This window comes from Halobacterium sp. DL1, assembly GCA_000230955.3.
Taxonomy (GTDB): Archaea; Halobacteriota; Halobacteria; order Halobacteriales; family Halobacteriaceae; genus Halobacterium.
Map to the genome: position 1 here is coordinate 352,014 of CP007060.1, position 25,140 is coordinate 377,153.

The 25,140-nt window shown below is 67.1% G+C and carries 25 protein-coding genes and 1 tRNA gene; 15 read left to right on the top strand and 11 right to left on the bottom strand.

The window, feature by feature from the left end:
* Together HALDL1_03400 and HALDL1_03405 are read right to left on the bottom strand one after the other, a co-directional pair.
* A complete protein-coding gene (locus HALDL1_03400) occupies positions 1-1,563 on the bottom strand; it encodes a DNA-directed RNA polymerase subunit B'' (protein ID AHG02776.1) in 1,563 nt (520 codons plus the stop codon).
* Positions 1,564-1,791, bottom strand: a complete 228-nt coding sequence (locus tag HALDL1_03405; protein ID AHG02777.1) for a DNA-directed RNA polymerase subunit H — start codon at positions 1,789-1,791, stop codon at positions 1,564-1,566.
* Between the two features lie 198 nt (positions 1,792-1,989).
* Here HALDL1_03405 and HALDL1_03410 point away from each other — a divergent pair.
* Together HALDL1_03410 and HALDL1_03415 are read left to right on the top strand one after the other, a co-directional pair.
* Positions 1,990-2,062 (top strand) — tRNA-Asp (locus HALDL1_03410).
* An 89-nt stretch (positions 2,063-2,151) separates the two neighbouring features.
* Complete coding sequence (locus HALDL1_03415) at positions 2,152-3,003, top strand: alpha-L-glutamate ligase (GenBank protein ID AHG02778.1); 852 nt, start codon at positions 2,152-2,154, stop codon at positions 3,001-3,003.
* Between the two features lie 72 nt (positions 3,004-3,075).
* On the opposite strand, the gene HALDL1_03420 is transcribed toward HALDL1_03415, so the two are convergent.
* Genes HALDL1_03420 through HALDL1_03430 form a run of 3 tightly spaced genes read right to left on the bottom strand, consistent with a single transcriptional unit; the run spans position 3,076 to position 5,128 of the window.
* Entirely contained in the window at positions 3,076-3,459 is a 384-nt protein-coding gene (locus tag HALDL1_03420; protein ID AHG02779.1) for a type III effector protein, read from the bottom strand.
* Between the two features lie 47 nt (positions 3,460-3,506).
* Entirely contained in the window at positions 3,507-4,514 is a 1,008-nt protein-coding gene (locus HALDL1_03425; protein AHG02780.1) for a glyceraldehyde-3-phosphate dehydrogenase, read from the bottom strand.
* A gap of 59 nt (positions 4,515-4,573) precedes the next feature.
* Positions 4,574-5,128 carry a membrane protein gene (locus HALDL1_03430; GenBank protein AHG02781.1) on the bottom strand — a complete coding sequence of 185 codons (555 nt, stop codon included), beginning with the start codon at positions 5,126-5,128 and terminating at the stop codon, positions 4,574-4,576.
* A 120-nt stretch (positions 5,129-5,248) separates the two neighbouring features.
* Here HALDL1_03430 and HALDL1_03435 point away from each other — a divergent pair, with 120 nt between their 5' ends.
* The 4 genes from HALDL1_03435 (at position 5,249) to HALDL1_03450 (ending at position 8,807) form a co-directional block, all read left to right on the top strand.
* Positions 5,249-6,193, top strand: coding sequence for an aminopeptidase (locus tag HALDL1_03435; GenBank protein AHG02782.1), 945 nt, complete (start codon positions 5,249-5,251; stop codon positions 6,191-6,193).
* A gap of 316 nt (positions 6,194-6,509) precedes the next feature.
* A complete protein-coding gene (locus tag HALDL1_03440; GenBank protein AHG02783.1) occupies positions 6,510-7,166 on the top strand; it encodes a hypothetical protein in 657 nt (218 codons plus the stop codon).
* 1 nt (position 7,167) lies between these two features.
* Complete coding sequence (locus tag HALDL1_03445) at positions 7,168-7,797, top strand: protein-L-isoaspartate O-methyltransferase (protein ID AHG02784.1); 630 nt, start codon at positions 7,168-7,170, stop codon at positions 7,795-7,797.
* A gap of 98 nt (positions 7,798-7,895) precedes the next feature.
* Positions 7,896-8,807, top strand: a complete 912-nt coding sequence (locus tag HALDL1_03450) for a hypothetical protein (GenBank protein AHG02785.1) — start codon at positions 7,896-7,898, stop codon at positions 8,805-8,807.
* A 50-nt stretch (positions 8,808-8,857) separates the two neighbouring features.
* Here the strand turns inward: HALDL1_03450 and HALDL1_03455 are convergent, their stop codons facing one another.
* Together HALDL1_03455 and HALDL1_03460 are read right to left on the bottom strand one after the other, a co-directional pair.
* Positions 8,858-10,117 carry a transposase IS605 gene (locus HALDL1_03455; protein ID AHG02786.1) on the bottom strand — a complete coding sequence of 420 codons (1,260 nt, stop codon included), beginning with the start codon at positions 10,115-10,117 and terminating at the stop codon, positions 8,858-8,860.
* 1 nt (position 10,118) lies between these two features.
* Positions 10,119-10,511: a transposase IS200 gene (locus tag HALDL1_03460; protein ID AHG02787.1), complete on the bottom strand. Its 393-nt coding sequence runs from the start codon at positions 10,509-10,511 to the stop codon at positions 10,119-10,121.
* A gap of 167 nt (positions 10,512-10,678) precedes the next feature.
* Between HALDL1_03460 and HALDL1_03465 the strand changes: the two genes are divergently transcribed.
* Positions 10,679-11,416: a protein-L-isoaspartate O-methyltransferase gene (locus HALDL1_03465; GenBank protein ID AHG02788.1), complete on the top strand. Its 738-nt coding sequence runs from the start codon at positions 10,679-10,681 to the stop codon at positions 11,414-11,416.
* Here HALDL1_03465 and HALDL1_03470 read toward each other — a convergent pair.
* Entirely contained in the window at positions 11,413-11,901 is a 489-nt protein-coding gene (locus tag HALDL1_03470; protein AHG02789.1) for a hypothetical protein, read from the bottom strand. The genes HALDL1_03465 and HALDL1_03470 overlap by 4 nt on opposite strands.
* 76 nt (positions 11,902-11,977) lie before the next feature.
* On the opposite strand from HALDL1_03470, the gene HALDL1_03475 reads away from it, so the two are divergent.
* The 3 genes from HALDL1_03475 to HALDL1_03485 all read left to right on the top strand — a co-directional run bounded on the left by HALDL1_03475 (position 11,978) and on the right by HALDL1_03485 (position 16,926).
* Positions 11,978-13,012: an ATPase gene (locus tag HALDL1_03475; protein AHG02790.1), complete on the top strand. Its 1,035-nt coding sequence runs from the start codon at positions 11,978-11,980 to the stop codon at positions 13,010-13,012.
* A 551-nt stretch (positions 13,013-13,563) separates the two neighbouring features.
* A complete protein-coding gene (locus tag HALDL1_03480; protein AHG05112.1) occupies positions 13,564-15,852 on the top strand; it encodes a hypothetical protein in 2,289 nt (762 codons plus the stop codon).
* Between the two features lie 171 nt (positions 15,853-16,023).
* Positions 16,024-16,926, top strand: a complete 903-nt coding sequence (locus HALDL1_03485) for a cytochrome oxidase subunit I (GenBank protein ID AHG02791.1) — start codon at positions 16,024-16,026, stop codon at positions 16,924-16,926.
* A 141-nt stretch (positions 16,927-17,067) separates the two neighbouring features.
* On the opposite strand, the gene HALDL1_03490 is transcribed toward HALDL1_03485, so the two are convergent.
* A complete protein-coding gene (locus HALDL1_03490) occupies positions 17,068-17,598 on the bottom strand; it encodes a 50S ribosomal protein L16 (GenBank protein AHG02792.1) in 531 nt (176 codons plus the stop codon).
* 198 nt (positions 17,599-17,796) lie between these two features.
* On the opposite strand from HALDL1_03490, the gene HALDL1_03495 reads away from it, so the two are divergent.
* The 4 genes from HALDL1_03495 to HALDL1_03510 all read left to right on the top strand — a co-directional run bounded on the left by HALDL1_03495 (position 17,797) and on the right by HALDL1_03510 (position 23,251).
* Positions 17,797-19,020, top strand: a complete 1,224-nt coding sequence (locus HALDL1_03495; GenBank protein ID AHG02793.1) for a carboxylate-amine ligase — start codon at positions 17,797-17,799, stop codon at positions 19,018-19,020.
* A 202-nt stretch (positions 19,021-19,222) separates the two neighbouring features.
* The gene (locus HALDL1_03500) at positions 19,223-20,569 is read left to right on the top strand and encodes a N5,N10-methylene tetrahydromethanopterin reductase (protein ID AHG02794.1); all 1,347 of its coding nucleotides are present in this window, start codon (positions 19,223-19,225) and stop codon (positions 20,567-20,569) included.
* A gap of 66 nt (positions 20,570-20,635) precedes the next feature.
* Entirely contained in the window at positions 20,636-22,369 is a 1,734-nt protein-coding gene (locus HALDL1_03505; protein AHG02795.1) for a hypothetical protein, read from the top strand.
* 42 nt (positions 22,370-22,411) lie between these two features.
* Positions 22,412-23,251: an oxidoreductase gene (locus tag HALDL1_03510; protein AHG02796.1), complete on the top strand. Its 840-nt coding sequence runs from the start codon at positions 22,412-22,414 to the stop codon at positions 23,249-23,251.
* Positions 23,252-23,372: 121 nt separating this feature from the next.
* Here the strand turns inward: HALDL1_03510 and HALDL1_03515 are convergent, their stop codons facing one another.
* Complete coding sequence (locus tag HALDL1_03515) at positions 23,373-23,567, bottom strand: cold-shock protein (GenBank protein ID AHG02797.1); 195 nt, start codon at positions 23,565-23,567, stop codon at positions 23,373-23,375.
* 134 nt (positions 23,568-23,701) lie between these two features.
* Complete coding sequence (locus HALDL1_03520; protein ID AHG02798.1) at positions 23,702-24,361, bottom strand: hydrolase; 660 nt, start codon at positions 24,359-24,361, stop codon at positions 23,702-23,704.
* Between the two features lie 360 nt (positions 24,362-24,721).
* Here HALDL1_03520 and HALDL1_03525 point away from each other — a divergent pair, with 360 nt between their 5' ends.
* On the top strand, positions 24,722-25,096 hold the full coding sequence (locus HALDL1_03525; protein ID AHG02799.1) for a hypothetical protein: 375 nt from the start codon (positions 24,722-24,724) through the stop codon (positions 25,094-25,096).
* Positions 25,097-25,140: the final 44 nt, after the last annotated feature.

The window sequence follows — 25,140 nt, forward strand, 5'->3', positions numbered from 1 at the left end:
TTAGTCGTCCGCTGGTGTCGCTTCCGTGTTGATTCCGGGGATGCCCTCGACGCCCATCGAGGAGAGCTCCCGCTTGAGTTCGCGTTCGTCGTCGACGTTCTGGGAGAGCTCCATCGCTTGCGCGAAGTTCTTCACCAGGCCACAGTTCGGCCCTTCGGGCGTCTCCGAGGGACAGATACGCCCCCACTGGGTCGCGTGCAGGTCACGCGCCTCGAAGTGGGGCTGGGAGCGCGACAGCGGACTCCGCAGGCGGCGCAGGTGCGAGAGCACGCCCATGAAGTCCGTGCGGTCGACGAGCTGACTGACGCCCGAGCGGCCGCCCACCCAGTTCCCCGTCGCGATGGGGTGTTCGAGGCGTTCGGTCAGCACGTCCGAGCGGACCACCGTGTTCACGGTGAGCTGCCGGTTGCGCATGTTCGCGCGCTCGAGCTGGTACTTCACGTCGCGCGCCAGCTTGTTCAGCGCGGTCCGGAACAGGTCCTTCATCAGGTCGCCGGAGACCTTCAGGCGCTTGTTCGCGTAGTGGTCCTTGTCGTCGGCCTCGCGGCGCTCGAGCGCGAGCTCGAAACACGCCTCGGCCATCCGGCAGAGGTAGTAGGACTTGTTGATGCGCGTCTCCTCGTCCTCGATGCCCTCCTCGTGGAGGTGCGGGAGGAGGTAGCGGTCGATGACGTAGTTCGCGCGCTTCAGCTGGTAGTTCTTCCCCTGGCCGGAGGCGACCCGCTGGCCCAGCATCTCGATGGCCTCCTCCTGGGTCTGGACCTCGGCTTCCTCCAGGTTCTCCAGCATGAACTTCACGATCTCGGGGTCCTCGCTGACCCGGTGGACGATCTCCTCGTCGGATTCGAGGCCGAGCGCCCGCACCAGCGTCACGAAGTCGATGGAGCCGGAGACGCTCGGGAACGACACCTCGAGCAGTCCCTCGCGGTTCCGTTCGACGAGCACCAGCGCGCGGTAGCCACGGCGCTGGCTGAACGTCTTCGCGACCTGGATCTCGTCGCCGTACTTCGAGTCGTACTCGGCGAGAATCTTGTTCGGCGCGAGGTCCTCGCTGGTCATCAGCACGCGCTCGCTGCCGTTGATGATGAAGTAGCCGCCGGGGTCGGCGGGGTCCTCGCCGATCTCGATGAGCTCCTCGTCGGAGAAGCCCGCGATGTTGCACTTGTCCGAGCCGACCATGATCGGCATCCGGCCGACCTTCGTCTCGGTGGTGTCGAGGACGCGCTCCTCCTCCTCCTCGCCGCCGCGCACGATGCTCATCTCCATGAACACCGGGGCGGAGTAGGTGATGTTGCGGAGGCGCGCCTCCTGTGGGTACAGCAGTTCCTCGGAGCCGTCCGCTTCGCGCACGCGCGGCGTGACGATGCGGACGTCACCGAGTTCGACCCACACCGGCTCCTCCTCCTCCTTGTCGCCGATGTCGGTCTCGATCTTCTCCTTCTCGGTCACGACGTCCTGCATGCCGCGCTCGAGGAACGAGTTGAACGAGCGGTAGTGGTGTTCTGCGAGCCGTTCCTTCGAGAAGTACGACCTCGACAGTTCGCGTCGGTCTTCCTGTTGCATTTATTCTATCACCAGTCGGTATACGACCGCCGTGTCTGTGGTTCGGGAGTCGCGGACGATCTGGATGACGTCGCCGACCTCGGCGTCGTCGGGCAGGGCCGGGTCCTTGCGCCTGATCTTGGGCAACTCCGTGCGCTCGATTTCGTAGTCCTCGAGCACCTCCTCGACCTCCGCTTCGTCGAGGACGGCGTGCTCCGGGACGAGTTCGTGTTGGCTTACGTCTACCATGGGTGCACCTGCATGGGGGGAGAATCAACTCTCACGAGATACTACAGGCCAATTACCGGCCGTGGGATTTAAGTCTTTCTAACTACAATTCGCCGGGACGTACGCGCGTGTGTCGGCGGCCCGCACGGCACCACGGCCCACACGCCACCCGATTGGAAAGCCTTATGAACGAATGCCGGCTACGGATGAGTGCAGGAAGCCCGGGTGGTGTAGTGGCCCATCATACAACCCTGTCACGGTTGTGACGCGGGTTCAAATCCCGCCTCGGGCGCTTTCTCTCTATCTCATCCCTTCCAGAGACCTCGCTACCGATGTCTCCTCTAGCAGCGGGTTTTAGACGGTCGACGCCAATCTCGGAGTATGCTCGGACTGGCCGTCGCCAACGACACGGAGACGTTCCAGCGGATGCGCGGCCCGCTCGCCGACCGGGGCATTCGTGCGGAACACGTCTCCGTCCGGGAGGCGGTGACGCCCCTCTCGGACCCGCCGTTCGACCCCGCACGGTTCGACGCGGGGTTCGTCTTCCCGGGACGATTGATGGAGGGCGGCGTCGTGAACGCGCTGCTCGACGTGCCGTGGGTGAACGACCGCGCGGCGGTCCTGCGCTCCCGGAACAAGGCCGGCGCGCTCGCCACGCTCGCCGAGGCTGGAGTCCCCGTCCCGGACACCGTCTACGTCTCGAACCCCGCCGACGAGGCGGCCGTCCGTGCAGCGTTCGAGCGCTTCGATCCGCCCGTCGTGGTGAAGCCGAACTCGACGACGCGCGGCGTCGGCGTGACGAAGGTCCACGACGCGGACTCGCTGTCGGGGGTAACGGACTACCTCGAACTCGTCCACGACTACCGCGCGACCGGCGACAAGTCCTACCTGGTCCAGGAGTTCCTCCCGGACGCCGCGGACTACCGCGCGATGGTGCTCGACGGCGAGGTGGTGGGCGCAGTCCAGCGGGAGGCGCCCGACGGCTGGAAGCACAACGTCCACCGCGGCGCGTCCGCGGACGGCGTCGAGCTCCCGCCCGAACTGCGGGACCTCGCGCTCGACGCGGCGGCGGCGCTCGACGTCGACTTCCTCGGCGTCGACCTGCTCGTCACCGACGACCGGGCGGTCGTCAACGAGACGAACGCGCGGCCGACCATCGACGACGAGGCGAAGTACGAGTCAGGGTTCTACGACCGCCTCGCGGCGCTCGTCGAGCGGACGGCCGAGTCCTGACTGGAGGCACTACGCACAGCAACTGCTGGCGAGCGACAGCGACGACCGCAGAACGGGGCGACTGCTGGGCGGTTACTGGACGTCGATGTTCGTCGAGTCGCTGGTGCGCTCGAAGACGATCTCGAGAACGCCGTTGTTGTAGCTGGCGTCGCCCGAGCGCGCGTCGACGCGGCCAGGGAGGCTGACGCGCTCGTCGTACTCCCGGGACTCGGTGTGGGCGCTGATGGTGACCTGTTCGCCGTCGCACTGGATGGAGATGTCGTCCTTCTGTACGCCGGGGAGGTCGGCGATGACGCGGATGGTGTCGTCGTTCTCGTGGACGTCGACGTGGGTGCCCGTGGAGAAGCCGGACTGGTCGCCACGGAGGCCCTGCGCGCCTCCCATCATCTCGTCCATCATCCGCTCTATCTCCCGGAAAATGTCGTCGAAGGGGTCGTCCCGGTCGTCCCGTCTCATGTGCCGGCGTAGGCAGGCACCGTGGAAAAGCGTTCGGGCTACGACACTCAGATGCCGAGCGCGTCGTTCGTCGTGGCGACGGACTCCTCGGCGGTTGCGGCGTCCGTGATGGCGCGGATGGCGTCGACGTTCTCCGGCACCACGTCGGACTCCTGGTGGATGGCCTGGAAGCAGTAGAAGTCGCTGCCCTCGGTCGTCACCGACTCGCCCCAGAGGCAGTTCTCCCAGAGGTCACCGCGCGGGCGACCCATGTCCTGGGCGTACTCCTTGAGGTCGCCGGAGCCGGCGATGCCGAGGTCGGGGTCGACGACGAAGATGCGGGACTGCTCACCGAGGAGGTCTCTGACCTCGTCGGCGTCGGGTTCGGCCTCGAGTGTGACGTTGACGCTGTGCATGTGCATCAGCGTCGCGGGCACCTTCATCCCGAGCGTGTCGATGTCGAGGTCCGGGAAGATGGTCTCGACGTCCGGGCCGTGGTGGCTCGGGATCGAGATGGGGTCCGGGAGGATGTCGTTGATGGGGCCGCGGTCGGACTGCGAGGGGTCGCCGCCGCGGCGGACGAGCGTCGCCCGCACCTTCTCGACGCCGTAGGCCTCCCGGAGCGGCGCGAGGAGTCGGGAGAGCCCGGTCGTGTTGCAGGAGACGACGCGGACGTGGTCGGCGCCGATTGACTCCTCGAAGTTCGAGCGCGCGTTGAACGAGACGTCCGCCACGTCGGCGTCCTCGCCGCCCTGATAGATGGCGGGCGTGTTCTCGGCCTCGTAGAGCTCGCGGTTCTGCGCGCCGATGCCGGAGGGCGTCGCGTCGACGACGACGTCGCTGTCCGCGACGAGTTCGTCGACGAGGCCCGCGGTCTCGATGCCGGCCTCGTCGAACTGGCCTGCGCGGTCCTCGACGGCGGCGTAGAGGTCGTAGCCGAGCCGTCGGGCCTGCTCGGCTTCAAAGTTCGGGCGGGTCTTGGCGACGCCGACGACCTCCATGTCGGGCTGGGCCCGGACCGCGTCCGCCACGCGCTTGCCGATAGTGCCGTAGCCGTTGATACCGACGCTAATCATGTACTTGGAGATGCGGCGGCGTGGCGGATAATCGTTTCGAGAACGCCGCTTCGAGCCCGCTACAGGACCACCGGCAGCAGGTCCACCAGGACTCCCGGGACGAGGTCGGCCAGGTCGAACCGGATGCCGCGGGCGAGCAGGTCGAGGCGCTCGGTGGTGACGAAGGGGACGAACCGCGGGAAGTGAACGACCGCTGCCGCCACGGCCAGGTCGAACGCGGTGACGCCGAGCGTGACGGGCGTCGCCCACCTGCTGCTCACGGTGACGCCGAAGGGGACGTCGTACTCCTTCGGGTAGGGGTAGAGGAACGCCAGACCGCGGACGTTCCCGATCAGGTCCAGGGTGTAGTGCGTGTAGACGCCGAGCCACACCCAGTGGAGGTTGTCGAGGAACAGCGGAAACGCCGCGACGACGCCGAGCGTCAGGAAGTTGTGCAGCGTCTTGCGGTGCGTGCCGAAGGAGGTGTCCACGTCAGGCAGGAGCACGCCGAGCACGACCGGAATCGTGACGACGACGACCGACACGAGCGTCCCGTAGGTCATGCTCGGGTCGAGGATGATGCCGACGCCGACGCCGAGCAGCACCGCGTTGATGACGTGGTCTCGCTCGTTCATGTGCCACGAACTCCCACCCGGGCGGTTAACTCCCCGTCAGACGCGAACCAGCGGAGCACCGCACCGGGGCCTGCGAGCAATACCAGTAACACCTTTCTTCCGGCGACAGTAGGCCCGGCCATGGCAGACCTGCGAACGGCGGCCGAAACCGCGGTCGAACAGTGTCTCGGCCTCGGCGCCGAGGAGTCCTGCGTGGTAGTCACCGACGACAAGCGCCAGCCCATCGGCGAGGCGCTGTACGAGGTGGCCTGCGAGGTCAGCGAGGACACCGCCATCCTCCGCTACCCGCCGGGCGACCAGCACGGCGAGGAACCACCGGAACCGGTCGCGGCGGCGATGAAGGGCGCGGACGTCTTCCTCGCACCGACGACGAAGAGTCTGAGTCACACGCGCGCTCGCGGCGCGGCCTGCGACGCCGGCGCCCGTGGCGCGACCCTCCCGGGCATCACCGAGGACGTGTTCACGACGGGCCTCGACGCCGACTACGAGACCATCCGCCAGCACTGCGAGGACGTCCTCGCTCAGGTCGAGGGTGCCGACGAGATCCGCGTCACCACGCCCGCCGGCACGGATATCACGTTCGAACCCGGCGACCGCGAGTGGAACGACGACACCGGCATCGTCCACGACGCCGGCGACTTCTCGAACCTCCCCGCGGGCGAGGTGTTCGTCTCCCCCGAGGACGCCAACGGGACCTACGTCGTCGACGGCACGATGCGCCCCCATGGCCTCCTCGACGGCGAGGAACTTCGTTTCGAGGTCGAGGACGGCTTCGTCACGCACATCTCCGACGACGACATCCGCGGGCAGGTCGAGACGGCCAGCGAGGAAGTCGGCCGCGACGCCTACAACCTCGCGGAACTCGGCATCGGCACGAACGTCGCCGTCACGGAACTCGTCGGCAGCGTCCTGCTCGACGAGAAGGCCGCGGGCACCGTCCACATCGCCATCGGCGACGACGCCGGCATCGGCGGCGACACGGACGCGCCGCTCCACCTCGACGGCATTCTCACGAACCCGACCGTCTACGCGGACGGCGAGCCTGTCGAACTGCCGCGAGCGTAGCGAGCGACAGGAGACAGTCTCGGAACTCGCGAGCGGGGAGCACGGCGACCCGCGAGACGGCGAGGAAGTGGAACTTCCGCGAGCGTAACGCTCGACCGACCAACCACCGACGGGAGGACTGAAAGGGGCCGGGCGGTCGGCCATCCCGGACGACGCAAGCACGCGAGCGAAGCGAGCGCGCGCAGCGAGGCCCGGACGGTCGAGCGTCCGGGGGCTTCCTAAGAGAAGTAGTCCACCTCAGCAGCAGCGACGACTGCGACTACGACGAAAAACGGGACTCCGCGCGCTTTTACGTTCGGGACGGTTAGACGCCGGTATGAGCGAGAACGCCGGGGAGCACGTCCCCTTCGAGTGTCCGTCGTGTTCGACGGACCTCGAGACCGTCCACGAAGTTCTGACGACTGGTGGGGGCCACGCCACCGTGCAGTGCACCGACTGCGGACACGTCCACAAGGAACCGCTGACCGAGGACCAGACCGTCGAGCGCGAGGTCGTCGTCTCCCAGGACGGCGAGTCCTTCACCGGGAGCGCGGAGTTCGACCCCGGGGAGACCGTCTACGAGGGCGACGAGTTCATCGTGGAGACCGAGGAGACCATCGCGCAGGTGCGCGTGACGAGCATCGAGGTCGGGCCGGAGGACCGGACGACGCGCGCGGACGCCGCGGACATCGAGACGGTGTGGACGCGTGCGGTGGACAACGTCTCCGTGGACGTGACCATTCACCCGAAGGACGGCGACGAGGGGAGCCGGAGCTTGACCGTCCACGTTCCCGGCGACTTCGAGTTCGTCGTGGGCCAGACCCAGGAGTTCGGCGACGAGACGGTCGCCGTGACGGGCATCCACGTCCGCGAGAGCGCCATCGAATCCTACAAGTTCCCGAAACTCGGCGAGGACGGTGACACGGTGTTCGCCAAGGACGTCAAGCGCGTGTACGGGGACGACGAGTCGAGCACTGCGTGGTCGGCCTGGTAGGATGACGAGCGCGAGCGACCGCGACGAGCTGGCGGACGCGCTCGCCGCCCGCCCGAACGTCAGCGACCGCGCCGCAGAGGCGATCCGCGCGGTCCCCCGCCACGAGTTCGTGCCAGAAGGTCGGCGCCAGCACGCCTACGACGACCGCCCGCTCCCCATCGATGAGGGTCAGACCATCAGCGCGCCGCACATGGTCGCCATCATGGCGACGGAACTCGACCTCCAGGCAGGCGAGCGCGTGCTCGAAATCGGGACGGGGTGTGGCTACCACGCCGCGGTGACCGCGGAACTCGTCGGCGCGGAGAACGTCTACTCCGTGGAGTACGTCCCGGACCTCGCCGAGCGGGCGGAGGAGACGCTCGCGAATGTGGGCTACGACGGCGTCTCGGTCCACGTGGGCGACGGCCGCGAGGGGTGGCCCGAGCACGCGCCCTACGACGCCGCCTACCTGACGTGTGCGGCCCCGGAGTTCCCCCCGACGGTCGTCGAGCAGGTGCACACCGGGGGTCGCCTGGTCGCGCCAATCGGGACCGGCCGCCAGCGCCTCGTCCACGCGGTGAGACGCGAGGACGGCAGTCTGGAGACCACCGACAGGGGCGGCGTCCGGTTCGTGACGATGCAGGGGGACTGACGGACGGCGGTCCGCGCACCGTCGACGGGCGGCGACTGACTGGCTCCCTGCGACTCTCGGCGACTGATTTTATCCGCCCGGCGGCCCACCGGTGGGATATGGACTACCGCGAACTGCTGTTGCTGCGCGCCGCCCGGGAGACCGGCGTACTCGACGCGCTCGTCTCCTCGGCGGACACGCCCGCGGAGGTCGCGGAGACGGCCGGGGTCACGGAGCGGGCCGCGGAACTGACCGTCGACGCGCTGCGGGCGATGGGGCTCCTGGAGCGGGTCGGCGACGCCGTGGAGCCGACCAACCTGATGCTCGGGTTCATCACCAAGACGGACGTGCGCTCTGTCGGTTCCCTGCCGCACGAACTCGACCGCGTGGAGTCGCTGGTGGCACTCCCCGAGACGATGCGAACCGGCGACCCGCCGGAACCGCGCCGCGACGCCACTCGGAACCGACTCGGGGCGCGCGCCGCCGAGGACGACGCGAGCGTCCGCGCCGCGGTCACGGCTGCCGTTCGCGAGCGGCCCGACGCCGACTCCGTGCTCGTCGTCGCCGACGGCCCGGGGCAGCACGCCGTGGAGTTCGCGCGTCGCGGCTTCGACGTGACGATGCTCACCGACCAGCGCGTCGTCGACGCCGTCCGGCCGCTGCTCGACAACGAGCGCGTCGAACTCGTCGCGGGCGACCCTCTCGACGGCGCGGACGGACCGTTCGACATCGTCTTCCACGCGCGCGTCGCCCGCGACTACGGGCCCGAGGAGAACCGCCGACTGCTCGCGGCCGCCCGGGAGGCGCTCGCGAACGGTGGCTTCGCGGTCCACGTCGACGTGCTCCGCGACGGCACGGCGGACGCCGGGCTGACCGCCGAGTTGCTGGCGGGCACCGAGCACGGCGAGTGTTACGACGCCGGGACAGTCGGTGAGTGGTTCACCGACGCGGGCTTCGAGGCCGTCCGCGAGGGGGACGTTCCGGGGACGGAGTACGGGTTCGTGGCTGGACGCAGGCGCGCAGTTCAGTGACATCCTCCTCGCCGTAAACGGCGAGGCTTCCCACGCAGGGGGAATACCAGTCAGTCGTCGCTGGTAGAGGGTTTCGACTCTTCGTAGGCCGTGAGCGTCATCTGCGCTGGTACGCTCTTCTCACGGTGAGTCGTGGCGGTGTCACAACCGCTCCCATCCCGAGGCGAGTCATCGCGTCCGGCCTTGTCAAGCGGGACGCTCTCTCCCCACGGGTCAACCCGTCGTGCGATATTCGCGGAAGCGTTGATGTCGGCCTGAAACGTCGAAACGTGGCAGTCATCGTTCGGACACCGGAACTCGGCCTGCGAGTCCCGCCGACCGATGCGGTGGCACGAGTGGCACGTCTGCGAGGTGTACGCCGGATTCACGTACTCGACCGGAATACCTGCTTCCGTCGCCTTGTCCTCGATGCGCCCTTGGAGTCGGGCGAACGCCCACGAGTGAAGCCGACGGTTCATGTACTTCCCGTAGTCGAGACGCTCACGGATGTACGTCAAGTCCTCCATCACCAACACCGGATTTTCAAACTGCTTGGCGTACTCGACGGCTTCCCGAGACGCTTTCTCCACGATGTCGGTGAGGGCGTTCTGGTAGTGGTCGAACCGTTCGTCGGTACGCCACTCCGAAGCGTCACGCTCTTGCAGTCGTTTCAGGGTCGTGTGCATCTCTTTTCGGAGATGCTTCGCTCTGCTTCCGCTACACACGAACGGGTCAGTCGGAGAACCGTCCTTGAGGGCACAGCCCGTGATGAGGGCGGTTTCTCCGATGTCTAAGCCGATGTGCGTGGCGTCACCGTCCGCCGCTGGTTCTTCAACCGGGTACTCGACGGTGACGTGTAGTACCCAATTCTTCCGATGCTGTTGAAGCCGTATCTCGCCCGCTTTCGCGTCCTCGGATACGAGGTCGTGCCAGAGGTCTTCCTGTTCGGGATTGATGCGGAGCGGCATCCAGAAATTCGTTCCCCGACCGGGACGAGGAACCCACCACGTAAACTCGTAGTCGCGTTCTTCCGAGTGGTCGAACTTCGCGGCTTGGTTCGTGAGTCGTATCGGGTGTTCGTCGTCCAAATCCTGCGCGTTGTACGTCTTGCGGAGTTTCGGGACGTAGTTGCAGAGCGCGGCTTTGGCCTGATACGGCAAGTCGTAGGGCGTCACGATGTCGCTCACCGAGGACATGGTACTCGCCCCGGCGTCGAACGCTTCTTGCAGACCGTCACGGTAGGTTTCGAGCAGGTCGTTGAGTTTCGACTGCTTGTGCGCGGTGGGGGGTGCGAACGTCGCCTGCAACGTCTTCGTGACGGTCGTGGACACGCTACTGCTCCTCCACGTACTCCATCAGCACGTCGATGCTCACTTGGCCAGTGGTGGTGAGGAAGTATCCCGGTTGCCAGAACGCTTTGTCGAGCGCCTGCCGAACCTCGGGGTTCTCGTCACGGATTTTGCGAGATGTGACGCCCTTGAGTGAGTTGATGAACTTGGTGAGGTCGGTCGTTGGCTTCGCCGTGAAGAGGATGTGAACGTGGTCGCTTCCGCCGTTGACGTTCTGGATGTTTACGCCGAAGTCCTCGGAGATGTCGCTGGCAATCTCACCGACCCGTTCTGCGATTTCGTCGGTGAGTAGGTCTGCGCGGTACTTCGTGACGGTCACGAAGTGATATTGGAGCGCGTAGACCGTGTGCGACCCGGTTTCGAGGTTGTACTTCATTTGGTCGTACTGATTTCTACACACCCAATTCTAATAAAGGTTTGCCGTCGTGGGGTATTCAGACTGCAACCGACGGTGGAACGTGAGGGAGTTGTCGGCTTCACGCCCGCCGTAAACGGCGGGATTCTCGCCTTGAAAAAAGATAGGGTCCGCACGAAAATCGGTGCATGGAGTTCGCGGCGCTGCGGGACGAGATGGTCGACAGCCTCGAACACGACACGAAGGCTGTCGTCGAGGCCCACCCGACGGGCCGCGCGATGCGAGTGGTGCCCCGCCACGAGTTCGTCGACGAGGAGCACCGCGCGTACACCGACCAGTCGTTCCGGCACCGGGACACTACGATTCTCTCGCCGTCGACGGCCGGACGGCTCCTCGATGCGCTCGCGCCCGTGGAGGGCGACGACGTGCTCGTCGTGGGTGTCGGTGTCGGGTACACGGCGGCGGTGCTGGCGGAGATCGTCGGGGGCGCGCACGTCCACGCGGTCGACATCGACCGCCGACTGGTGTACGACGCCCGGGCGAACCTCGCGAGCGCTGGCTACGAGGACGTGCTGGTGGACTGTCGGGACGGTGCGGAGGGGCTGCCGGAGTACGCACCGTTCGACCGCATCGTCGTCGAGGCGGTAGCCGTCGACGCCCCCGCCGCGCTGCTCGACCAGCTCGCGCCCGGCGGCCGTCTGGTGTTCCCCCGGGGAACTGGTGACCAGACACTCGTCGCCGTCGAGGACGGCGAGACCGTGGCCGTCCACGGCCCCGTGGCGTTCGCGCCGCTGCTGGTCGACGGCGAGCAGGGGAGCGCCGTCGAGCGCAACCGGACCGTCCGCGAGGACACCGAGCGCGCGGTTCGCGCGGCGGAGTCCCGGGGCGGCTGGGAGCACGACTGGATCGACTGGGAGAACCGCTAGTCCCGGACCACGAGGACAGCGGTGTTCTCCCGACGGTCTACGTACTCCGAGCCCGCGGGCGGCTTCAGCGATATCTGCAGGTCGCCCTCTGCCTGGTTGGGACCGAGCTCTGGCTCGATTTCGAGCGTCGCAGTGCCGGTGTCGTCGGTGGTCGCGGTCGCGACACCGTCCAGGTCGGCGGTACCTGCCTTCACGACAACAGTCGCACCGGAGACGGGGTTCCCTTCGGCGTCGACGGCGGTGACCGAGAGCGTCTGCTCGCCGGGCGTCACGACGTCTGGGCTGGGTTTCGCGTCGAGTTCGCTGACGGCCAGCGTGTTCACCCCAGAGACCATGCTGAGAAGCACGCTGAGCGTGGCGACGCCGACGACGAACGCGATGACGAGGCGGACGGGCAGTCCCTCGATGGCACGCTCGTCACCGACGAAGTGGTCGAGGTCGAGACGGTCGGCGAGCGGGTGGCCGAGTGACGCCGGGTCGAGCATGGGACGGGTTGGTCGCGCCCTCCGGGATAAACCCTCGTGCGAGCGTTCTTCAGTGGAGAGGGGAGCATCTCGAGCTATGGACGTACTCGGTGCACCCCCAGCGTACGAAACGGGTGGGAGAGGCCCCGCCCGTGGCCGACTCGGGCGGTACCTCGCAGCGGACGGTAGCCTCGGCGCTCCCGTCGGCGTGGACTTCGAACGCCCGCACGCCGGCGTCGTGGTCGGGAAGCGCGGCGCCGGGAAGTCGTACACGCTCGGCGTGCTCGCGGAGGGGCTGGCCGAAGCTGGTGGCGTGGCGCCCGTGGTCGTCGACCCGATGGGCGCCTTCGGCGGACTGAGCGCGGCCGGACTCGACGTGGTCGAGCCCCGGGTGCGGGCGGACGCGCTCCCGCCGCGGGCGTGGTGCTCGTTGCTCGACCTCGACCCCGCGAGCGCGCCGGGGACGCTGGTGTGGCGCGCGGCGGACGCGGCGAGGACACTCGAGGGGATGCGCTCGTGGGTGGCGGATTCGGACGCGGCGACCGCAGCGTGCCGGGCAGCGTCGAACCACCTCGCGCTCGCCGCTTCGTGGGACTGCTTCGCCCTGGACGCGCCGACCGCAGCGGACCTTCTGGACGGTGGCGCGGTGCTGGACTGCACCGACATCCAGGGCGCACCACTGGAGGCGGTCGTTCACGCCGTCGCAGACTCGCTCTACCGGGCGGCCGTCGCGGACCGCCTACCCTCGCTCCCCTGGCTTCTCGTGGACGAGGCACACGCGTGCGCGAGCGGAGTGGCGGCTGACGCGGTGGCGACCCTCTACACACAGGGCCGGGCGCCGGGTGCGAGCGTCGTGCTGGCGTCCCAGCGCCCGAGCGCGCTCCCCGAGGTCGCCATCTCGCAGTCGGACCTCGTTGTCGCTCACCGCCTCACCTCGCAGGCAGACGTCGACGCGCTTGCTGCGGCCCAGCCGAGGTACCTCGCGGGGTCGATCGCTTCGCGACTTCCGGGAGGTCGGGGCGAGGCGCTGGTCGTCGACGACGCGACGGAATCCGTGTGCACGGTTCGCGTCCGGGAGCGGCGGACCGAGCACGGCGGCGGAAGTGCTCGAGCGAGCGGCGGCTCCGCGTAGGAAGTGGTGATAATCGCGCTAACACCGCCCTACGCCCGGTGTAGGGCTGCGCTACTCTCCTCGGTGGTGACACCACTCCATCCCGAAACCCTACTTAAAGCTTTGGAGTGGGGGTAGTTCACACGGTCGGCGCGAATCAGCGTTTCAGGCCGCCTATCGCCGGGTATCGTGTGAACGCGTCACACGAATTCACGGCCGGGAATGGTGGAAATAACACAAAGTATTTACCAATACCGGGAGTGCATCAGTACACCCCTACCCATGGTGCCAGCGTCTAGTACCGCCCCGCATAGGGCGCGACTGACCAAGGTGCCGATGCAGACAAGATACAAACCATGACAAGCAACTCAGACAAACTCCGCGCGGTCTTCCTGACAGCGCTGATGATCGGCAGCGTCTTCGCTGCTGGCATCGCGTTCACGGGAAGTGCTGCTGCTACGGCCGAGTCCCTCGACTTGGGAAGTAGTGACGGTAACACCCACACGGTTGTAACGGACTCGACTCTCAGCAGCGTTGCGGTAGATGACACAGCTGACAAAGACGTTTCGACAATGCACGTCTTCGTCGACGAAAACGACAACGGTGAGTTCGACAGTGGCGAACTGGCTGCCACAAACGGGCCAGTCTACGCCGCTGGTGATAACGACATCTCCATCGATTCCCTCAATACTACCGGTATTGAATCGGGTACCTACGATGTCTATGCGTACGAGAACGAGTCGCTGAACGACGGCGACAGCTCGTTCGACACCAGCACGACGCTCGAACTCGCGGACGACGACACGAACTTCAACGACGGTGGCATCGTGTTCCAGGGTCAGACGGCAGCCTACGACGCCTTCGGCGATGGTGACAACTACGCCGCTGGCGGCTACACGCTCTACGAGCAGACTAGCTCCGACACGGGGTCGCCTGTCCGTGAGCTTGACACCAGCACCGGCTGGGTGAACGCGTCCACGTCCGGTCTCGACACCGGCACGACGTACTTCATCAGCAACGACGGTTCGACCCCGAGCTCCGATGCTGATGCAACGTTCACGATTCGAACGCAGGACTTCAGTACGAGTTTCGCTGCGGGTTCGGTCGCGAACGACGCTGAAGTCGACCTGACGTTCGAGTCGACGAACCGTCAGAACGCCGAGTACGACGTCTACGTGACGTCTAGTGGTCTCGACGACAGCGAACTCGTCGACATCTTCGACAACTTCGGCGCGTCGAACGTTGACGTCGACGGTGACACCACCGCCGACGGCGACGGCATCATGATCACCGTCGACGCTGGCGGTGACTTCACTGAAGGCGCGAACTTCACTGGCATCGACGCTGGTGAGTACTCCTTCGACTTCGACGTGACGGACACGACCGCCTCCGACAGCGCGAGCGTGAACGTCACGAACGCAGCCGAAGCGACCAGCCAGTTCGAGTCGATCACGCAGACGGCCCGTGGTGACATCGCCACGGTGAACGTCTCGCTGACCAGCGCGACCCAGGCGAGCATCCAGCTCGGGTCCGACGGCGTTGGTTACCTCGCGAACGTGACGGTCACGGACTCCAACGAGGACGGCTACGCGACGTTCAACATCAACACGTACACGATGGGGAAAAACACGGCCGCGAACGCCTCCGAGCCTGGTGTTGCGTACTACACCGGCGCTGAGGGCGACACCGTGGAATCCGTCGACATCGGTACGGAGGACCTCTCCGAGCCGATCGCTGACGGGAACTACCGCGCGACGGTCCGCACCGGTACGGACGTGACGGACACCGCGAACGACATCAGCCGTCTCTCGATCGTGCCGGCTGACGGCATGACCGGCCAGAACATCTGGACGGCACCCGGCGGCAGCGTGAACGCTCTCGCTGACGTCGTCAGCGACGCGCCGCTCTCCCAGGACGACTCCATCGCCGAGGGCGACTACCTCATCCACGAGGTCACCGCGAACGGCATCTACGGGGTTCTCCAGAACGCCTTGACCGACAGCGACACTGAGGCGCTCCTGAACGCGTCCGCGAATGGCGAGCTCTCGCTTGCGGTCGAGCAGACCGAAGCGAGCACGGGCCAGAACCGCGACCCGAAGACGCTCAACTACATGGAAGCGCTTGAGGACGGCAACGCGATTGCCGTTGCTGACTCCGCGAACAGCACGGTGTACATCGTTGCTGACCTCGCGAACGTCAACACCGAAAGCGGCGCTGACATCCAGTGGGACCAGGACGTCTACAACGCGTCGGTCACGCTGGACGCAGACAACACCCGCCTCGTGAGCGAGGACTCCACGACGTCCGCCGAGTTCTCGGCAGACGCGCTGGAGACGTCGCTCGCGATGGACGAGTACGAGGTCGAATCCGCGACCAACCAGTCCATCACGGCCGAGACGACGGCCGCTGACGGGACTGCGTTCAACGTGCTCGTTGAGTCGATCGAGACGCCCGGTGAGGGCTTCATCAAGCCTGACAACGAGGCAGTTGCCGAGGACGGCGAGGCAGTTGCCATGGTTGACTTCAGCGACGTCGAAGTCAACTCCACGTTCTCCATCAGCCTGGAGGACACTGACGGCGAGGTCGACTCCGCGACGGGTACGGTTGTCGAGTCGGCTGGTGGCACGACCACCACGACGACTGCGGAAGAGACGACGACGACCGCGGAAGAGACGACGACCGCGGAAGAGACGACCACCACGGAAGCGCCTGACGACACCACGACCACGGAGGACACGGGTGGCGACACGGGCGGTGACGACGGTGGCGACGGCGGCTCCGACGGCGGGATCCCCGGCTTCGGCATGGGTATCGCGCTGGTCGCCATCCTCGGCGCTGCGCTCCTCGCACTGCGCGAGTAACGCACGCTGAGAACCCCGACTGAATTCCACTCCATTTTCTTTCGCGCGCTACACTCCGACAGCGACAGCGTTCTCTCGCGTGCGACAACCCGACAGCGGCGGCGCCGTCCCCGGCGAGCGCGTGGGCGACCGACACGCATATTGTCGCGTCGTTCGTCCACCCTACCAACGATGACTGCCCTGACCGACACGCTCGCGTGGTTCGTCGTCGCGGCCTTCGGCGCGAGCGCGATCCTCCAGGGTGAGTCGCGGCGGACGAGCCGCTACGTGGCCGTCCTCGCGTGGGTGCTGTTCGCGGCGTTCTGGGCGCTACTGACGCCGCACTTCGCGTTCGTTCAGCGGAGCATCATCGAGGGCGTGCTGAGCGCGGCGGCGGTCCCGGCGTGCCTCTACACCGCCTACCTCGTCGGCTCCGGCCGGAAGGACCTCGAGACGCTGACGCGCGCGGTGGCCATCATGGGGCTTCTCTACCTTCCGTTCCAGACCATCGAGCCGCTGCGGCAGTTCGCCATCGAGTCCGTCGCCCAGCAGGCCAAGTGGGTGATGGCCCAACTCGGCTACCACCCGCCCATCGTGGACGGCGACCACGGCTACCATTCGCGGTTCGTCTTCGTCGGCGAGAACCGCATGACAGGGGAGGCCGGCCACCGGTTCACGACCACGGTGCTGCTGGCGTGCACGGGCGTCGGGAGCATGTCCATCGTCGGCGGCCTCGCGCTCGCGGTGAAGGCGCCGCTGCGCCGTCGCCTGCTCGCGCTCGCCATCACGCTCCCCGTCATCTACGGGCTGAACATCGTGCGCGTCGTCTTCATTGCCATCGCGCACGGCGAGCAGTGGTTCGCCGGCCAGACCGTCCAGAACGTAGTGTTCACGATGTTCGCCACGGGCGACGCGAACATGGTGTCGTACCTGTTCGCTGACCGTGTGCTCGCCCAGTCGCTGTCCGTCGTCGTGCTCGTGGCGCTGACCCTCGGCCTCCTCCGGGTCGTCCCGGAACTCGGCGGGGTCGTCGAGGACGTGGCCTACATCGCCACCGGCAACGAGTACGACGTCACCGAGCGGTTCGCGCAGTAACTGTCTCTCTTCGACGCCGACCGGTAACAGTCATTGATTCGCCAGATTCCGTGCAGCCATGGCTACTCGACTGCTGAGACTGAGCCGACGAGCGACGGCGCCGTGGCTACGAGCGAAGAATCCGGAGAAGTGGAAGCCAGCCTATCGGACGAGCAGTTCCTCGCCGCGCTCGACGACGATCTTGCACGGCGGCGTGATCTTGTTGTACGCGCGGCGGAACGCCTCCTTGACGGCCTCTGCCTGGTCGACCTCGCACCACGCGGTGAACAGGCGTTCGCCGGGGTAGATGCGGGCGGCGGTGCCGACCGGGACGCCGAACGCCTGGCGCATCCCGTCGGAGACACGGTCCGCACCCGCGCCAGTCGCCTGCTTGTTCTCCCGGATGATCTGGTGGGGGAACTTGCGGAGGCTCATCTTGTAGTTGCCCTCGCCGAGTTCCTTGATGAGGTGGCGGTTCGCAGAGAGGCGGGAGGCCTCGAGGCTCCCGTGGCGGAGCTGGCACTCCTCCTCGGGGGCGAGGCTGATCTGGACGGGGTAATCGTCCTTGTCTGCCTGCAGGTCGCCCATCTGGTGCTGTGCGATCTTCGAGCCCGGAATCCCCGTAACGTAGTCGCGACGGGTGTACGACGGCTTGTCGATCTTCCGGTACATGGAGGCCGGCTTCTCGGACATAGTTACTACTGTTGGCTCAGGGTCAGCGCGCGAATAAAGGCTTCGAACCCGTTCCCTCGGTTCGGCGCCCGCTACTCCCACGAGCGCGGCGTGTCGAGTCCCGCCCCCTGAACAGCCCCCACCGCGCTCCGTCACGAGTAGCGGCGGGACGCGCCCGGTACCCGGTCACTTTACGCCCGCCGGGGGCAACACGCTCGCATGACCTTCCGGGACTTCGACGCGCTCCGCGACGCGCTCGCGGCCGCCGACTTCGACCGCCCGCCGGCGTTCGTCGCCAACGCCCACGTCACGGGGCTCTCGGTGGCTCGGGCGCTCGACGCCCACGACGTGCCAGTGATCGCACTCGACCGCTCGGGCGACGGCGCGGCCCCGCCCTCGAACGCCGTCGACTACGCGGGCCAGGTTGCCTACCCGCTGGACGACCAGGCGGGCTTCCGCGAGGACGTCGAAGCGCTCGCCGCCGAACTCGACCACGACCCCGTCGCCTTCGGTTGCATGGACGAGTGGGCGCTCGCGTTCGCGGAGGCCGACCTCGAGGGCGTCCGCCTCCCGTTCGCGGACGTCGACACGCTCGACTCGGTGCTCGACAAGACCGCCCTGTACGACCGCTGCGAGGCGCTGGGCGTTCCCTACCCCGAGACCTACCAGCTCTCCCGGACCGACCCCGAGGCGGCCGCAGACGAACTCGGCTTCCCGCTCGTCGTCAAACCTGCCCGCAAGCGGGAGTTCGAGGAGGCCGTGGGCACGAACGTCATCGAGGTCGCCGACCGCGAGGAGTACCTCGACGTCGTCGAGATGGCTCGGGAGACTGGCATCGAAATCATGGCCCAGGAGAAGGTCCCGGTCGCGCGCGGGGAGGACCACTCGCTGGCCTCCTACGTCCCCGAGGACGGTGACCCGCTGGCGGTCGTCGGGAACGCCCGCGTTCGTGCACCCCTGGGATACGGCACGTCCTGTGTCGTCGAGCGCGTCGAACGGCCCGAAATCGAGGAGCGAGCTCTCGCGGTCGTCGAGGACGCTGGCTACTACGGCATCAGCGAAGCGGAGTTCGTCTACGACCGCGACCGCGACGACTTCGTGCTGCTCGACGTGAACACGCGACCGTGGAAGTGGATCAGCATGCCCGTCGCCGCCGGCGCGAACCTCCCGATGGCGGCCTACGCAGACGCCACCGGCGCCGACTACGACCCCGGCCCGCTCACGGACGCGCGCTGGGTCTCACTCGCGGACTACCTCCCGCTGGTTGCGGGCGGCGAACTCGCGGACGTCCTCGCAAGCGACGACTGGCAAGCTCTCGTCTCCGGCGAGTTCGAGACCACCGGCGACCTCACGACCGCTGTCTACCGGCCGAGTGACCCCGCACCCATCGCCCACCGCCTCGACGTGGAGTTCGGCAGTCGGGACTACTACTGCTCCTGCTGAGGTTCAAGTACGAAGCCGGGACCAACCCAGCCCGTGACCTGATCGTCGCCCAGCGTGGATCCGCGGTTGTGCGACACACCACGCCGGATTCCCGACGTCGCCTGCCAGCCCTCATTCCAGCGAGCGTTGCCGCCGTCGATGACAACGCCACGCGCCCGCCGGTGCCGGCCCGGCTAAACCCCGGCCGCTCGAACCCCGGGTGATGAGCGACCGGCTCCACCTCAACCTCTTCACGATGAACGCCGTGGAGCACGTCTCCGTCGGGTCGTGGCGGCTCCCCGGTGACCAGTCACACCGCTACAGCGACCTGGAGTACTGGACCGACGTGGCACGCACCGCGGAACGCGGCGGCTTCGACGCCGTGTTCTTCGCGGACGTCCGCGGCATCTACGACGTCTACGGCGACGACAGGGAAACCGCCGTCGAGAAGGCGGTGCAGACGCCGTCGAACGACCCCGCGTACCTCGTGCCGGCGATGGCCGAGGTTACAGACGACCTGGGCTTCGCCATCACGAAGTCGACGTCGTACAATCACCCCTACCAGCTCGCCCGCGAGTTCTCCACGCTCGACCACCTCACTGACGGCCGCGTCGCGTTCAACGTCGTCACCTCCTACCTGGAGTCGGCCGCCGCGAACCTCGGCTTCGACGAGCGCATGGACCACGACGAGCGCTACGACCGCGCCGACGAGTTCATGGACGTCGCGTACGCGCTCTGGGAGCACTCCTGGGACGACGACGCCGTCGTCGCCGACCGGGAGAACGCCACCTTCACCGACCCCGAGACGGTCCACGCCATCGACCACGAGGGCGAGCACTTCGACGTGCCCGGACCCCACGGCGCCGAGCCATCTCCCCAGCGCACGCCGGTCATCTACCAGGCCGGCTCCTCCGACCGCGGCCGCGAGTTCGCCGCGAAGCACGCGGAAGCGGTGTTCGTCAGCCAGCCATCAACGGACGCCGTCCGCGACTACGTCGAGGACCTCCGGGAGCGTGCCGCGGCCCACGGTCGCGACCCCGACGATCTCGCCTTCTTCCCGGGCATCGTTCCGGTGGTCGGCGAGACGGAGGCGGTCGCGGAGGCGAAACACGACGCCTACCGCGACGCCATCGACACGGAGGGCGTGCTCGCGCTCCTGTCCGGGTTCGTCGACGTGGACCTCTCGGCACTCGACCCCGACCAGCAACTGGAGCACATCGAGACGGAGGCGATCCAGGGCGTCGTCAACGCGTTCACCGCGAACGACGACCGCGACTGGACCGTCCGGGAGGTCGCGGAGTTCGCCGGCCTTGGCACCACCTCGCCGGTCGTCGTCGGGACGCCCGAGCAGGTCGCCGACGAGTTCGAGCACTGGTTCGACGAGGTTGGCGTCGACGGCTTCAACGTGAAGGAGGTCGCGCGCCCGGGCAGTCTCCGAGACTTCGTCGACCTCGTCGTCCCCGAGCTGCGCGAACGCGACCTGCTCGCCGACGCGCCCGAAGGCGAGACGCTGCGGGAGCGCACGTTCGGCCGGCGCGGTCTCCCCGACGGCCACCCCGGGCGCGAGTAACCCCGACGCCGGCTGCCGGTCCGGCGAGGGCAACGGTTTTCCCCCCTGATTGCGTGGCCGCAAGCGATGGCAGACACCGCAGCGGACGGCGACCAGCGGATTCACGTGGGCGAAACGGCCGACGGCGAGCGCCTGGAGTTCCCCATCGTGGAGATGCTCACCGGCCGCGGGTTCGTCACGGGCAAGTCCGGGTCCGGGAAGTCGAACACCACCAGCGTCGTCGTCGAGGAACTGCTGGAGGCCGGCTACCCCGTCCTCATCGTCGACACGGACGGCGAGTACTACGGACTCAAGGAGGAGTACGAACTCCTGCACGCGGGCGCCGACGAGGAGTGCGACATCCAGGTGAACGTCGAGCACGCCCAGAAACTCGCGAACCTCGCGCTCGAGGAGAACGTCCCCATCATCCTCGATGTCTCGGGCTACCTCGACGACAACGAGGCCGACGAACTCCTCCGGGAGACGGTCCGACACCTCTTCGCCAAGGAGAAGAAACTGAAGAAGCCGTTCCTGCTCGTCGTCGAGGAGTGCCACGAGTACATCCCCGAGGGCGGCGGCGTCGGGGAGACGGGCAACCTCCTCATCAAGGTGGGCAAGCGCGGCCGCAAGCACGGCCTCGGCGTCGTCGGCATCAGCCAGCGCCCGGCGGACGTGAAGAAGGACTTCATCACGCAGGCGAACTGGCTGGTCTGGCACCGCCTCACCTGGGAGAACGACACGAAGGTCGTCGGGCGAATCGTCGGCACCGAGTACGCCGACGACGTCGTCGACCTGGGGGACGGCGAGGCGTTCATCCAGACCGACTGGAGCGACGAGATGGTCCGACGCGTCCAGTTCAAGCGCAAGCGCACGTTCGACGCGGGCGCGACGCCCGGTCTCGACGACTTCGAGCGCCCGGACCTGAAGTCCGTCAGCGGGTCGTTGATGGAGGACCTCGGCGACATCACCGACCGGAAGGAACAGGAGCGCGACCGCATCGCGGAACTGGAGTCGAAGATCGAGAACCGCGAGGAGCGCATCGCGGAACTGGAGTCCGAACTGGAGACCGCCCGCGACGTCTCGGCGGCCGCCCGGAAGATGGCGAACGCGCTCGCCCACGGCGACGGCGCGCCGCCCGACAGCTACCAGTCGACGCTCCAGACGAAGAACGAGCAGATCGAGCGCCTCGAATCCCGGCTCGCGGAACTCGAGTCGAAGGTCGGGGACGCCGAGTCGACCGTGGCGGCGGACGAGGCGCCCGTCGACAGTACGACGGAGACCGGCGAGGAGTCGACCGCGGACGAAGAGTCTGCACCGGCCGTAGATTCTCCGGAGGGGGACGACACGGAGGGGGACAGCGCGTTCGTCTTCGACGAGACGGCCGACGAGGAGGGGGGCCGGGACGCCCTGGTCGAGGCAGTACAGGACCGGCTCCGGCGGCGCGGCGAGCGCCTACAACTCCAGGACGGCGCCGGTGAGGACCAGCCGGCACCTGAGGCCGTCGTCGACCTCTTGCAGGCGCCGCCGGTCGTCATCCGCGTGAACGCCTCGCGGCGCGAGTCGAAGTGCAACGACGACGCCGCCTGGGACATCGTCTCCGACCTCGCGACGAATCCGGGCGCGTCCGCACACGACCTGGCGGACGCCGCGGACGTGGACGTCGAGGCGGCGCACACGCTGCTCAGCGAACTCCGCGCCCGCGACCTGGTGGTCCGCGAGAACCACGAGTACGCGTTCAACGCTGAGACGATGCGGACGCTCGTCGAGCGCGACGACCCGACGAAGCCCCGGACGGAACTGCGCGACCAGTGGAAACCCTAGGGGCTGCACCAGACCTTTCCTCGTCGCGGCCGGACGTCCTGTATGGCGCTCCACAACGACAGCGACACGTTCGACGTCGGCGGCGACCGCACCGTCCACCGCCTCGGCTTCGGCGCGATGCGCGTCACCGGTGAGGACATCATCGGACGCCCCGAGGACGAGGCGGCGGCCCGCGACGTGCTCCGGCGCGCGGTGGACCTGGGCGTCGACTTCGTCGACACCGCGGACTCCTACGGGCCCGGCGTGAGCGAGCGGCTGATCCGCGAAGCGGACCTTCCCGAGAACGTCCTCGTAGCGACGAAGGCCGGTATGCTGCGGGACCACTCGGGCGAGTGGCTCCCCCACGGCGACCCGGACTACATCCGAAACCAGGCGCTGGCCTCCATCGATCGTCTCGGCGTCGACTCCATCGACCTCTACCAGTTCCACCGCCCCGACCCCGAGACGCCGTTCGAGGACTCCGTCCATGCGTTCGCCGAACTGCAAGACGAGGGGCTGGTCGACCACGTCGGGCTGAGCAACGTCTCCGTCGACCAGTTAGAGACCGCACGCGACATCGTCGACGTGGCGACCGTCCAGAACTCCTACAACGTCGCCGACCGCGAACACGAGGACGTGCTCTCGGCCTGCGAGGAGTACGACATCGGCTTCATCCCCTACTTCCCGATGGGCGGCGGCGACCTCGACGAAAAGCAGGACGCCCTGGAGGCGGTCGCCGCAGACCACGACGCCACCGTCCGGCAGGTGGCGCTCGCGTGGCTGCTCGACCACTCGGACGTGACGCTCCCGATTCCCGGCACCTCCAGCGTCGACCACCTGGAGGCGAACGTCGCCGCGAGCCACCTCGAGCTGACGGACGAGGACCGCGCGCGGCTGGAGTAACGCAGCGACCGCTGCTGGACATGGACCGACCGCAGAACTGAGACACCGCTCGCTGGTCGGTGTGAACGTTCGAAAAACGATGCCTCCAAGCCAGCGTCAGAGACGCCGGCGGGTTCCCGAGTTACAGGCGGGTGACGTTCGTCGCGCGCGGGCCCTTGTCGGCCTGCTCGATGTCGAACTCCACTTCCTGTCCCTCCTCGAGATCCGGACCGCCGACGTCCTCCATGTGGAAGAAAACGTCCTCGTCCGCGTCGTCAGTCTCGATGAAACCGTAGCCGCCCGTGTCGTTGAAGAAGTCAACCGTGCCTTCTGCCATTGCAAACTATCCACAGGCGTTTCTCACCCATAATACTTGTGGGGTTGCTCAGGAGGGCGGAGAATAGCGTAGAGGGTGTATAGCTGGTGCTAGACGCTCGATATGCGAAATCGGGGTTCGAGCGTGACGGCCGCTCAGCTCCGGCAGATGTCGTGCAGGTCGTCGAGGCAGTCGATGTCCCAGGTCGGCCAGACGTTCAGGTCCCAGGACTGCCGGTGGGGGCGCCGGATGAACGCCGAGTCGATGCCCGCGTTCTCCGCGGCGCGCACGTCGGACTCGTTGTCCCCGACGAACAGCGCGGAGTCGGCGTCGAGGTCCGCGAGCGCGAGGTCGATGTAGTGGGAGTTCGGCTTCCGGTGGCGCAGGCTCTCGACGGTGGGCGCGCGGCCGTACGCCGTGCCGAACATGTCCCTGACGTCGAAGTGGTCGAGGACGAAGTCGACGGTCGCCTGCTGGTTCGAACTGACGATGCCCATCGAGACGTCGAGGTCGTCGAGGGTGTCGAGGTCGTCGTAGAGGGTCTTCCGGCCCGCGCGGACCTCCTCGTACTGCGCCTCGGCGGTCGTTCTGTCGCGCGTGCGCCAGAACTCGTCCGGGTCGATACCGTACTCCTCGCAGACGTCGCTGACGGTCTCGGGCGTCGCACCGATGGTCATCTGTTCTACGTCCTCGGGGGCGGGGTCGGTAACGTCGAACTGCTTGAAGGTCGCTTCCGCAGCCTCCTGCAAGACGTCGTACCGGGTACGGCCGACGAGGACGCCGTCGTTGTCGAACACGACGGTGTCGTAGGTCATAGACCCCCCTACGTCGGTCGCACTGATAAGCGTTTCATCGATTCAACCCGCGCGAGCGGTGAACCTACGGGTGCGCTACGGTAGCAACTAACACCGGTAACGTCTCCTTTCCGCTCGGTAAGGGCGATGAAACTCCGTGCGAACGCGTTGCACGCAACAACGCTAACCGAATTGGGTCGCCACTGACGACGAACCAAAACTGCAGTTCGGCGGAGAGCCTCGTTCGTCGGTTCTCCTGCTGAACCGGCGTTAATGGGCCTGAGACTACAGTAACCGAGCCATACTTACCGTTCAGGATGGAACTAGAACCGTGAACCAGACAGTCTCACTGACCACCGAACCGTCCGAGAGTGATTCCCGATGATGTGGCAGGACCTGGTCTTCCTGGTCGGCAGTATGACGTCGGTAATGTTCCTCTACCCCACCCTCCGGGACACGGCCTCCCGGGTCCCACGGGCCACGAGCGTCCCCTCGATGCTCATCGGCGCCGTCTACTCGATGACGTTCTTCACGCTGGGCATGCAGTTCTCCGCGGTCGGCTCGTTCGCCGCCTGCACGATGTGGTCGCTCATCGCCGCCTTCCGCGCCCCCGACGACGGGTCGATCACCGACGGCACGCCGGTCCCGCGCGTCTCCGAGTGGCGCCCCCGCCTCGTCGCGCAGTACCAGCGGCTCGTCGGCGGAACCCCTCCCCGCGCCGACGACGACTTCGACGTCGTCCCGAACTCCGACTGACTCTCAGACGAGACAGCTGTTCTGCGACGAGTGGTCGCTCGACG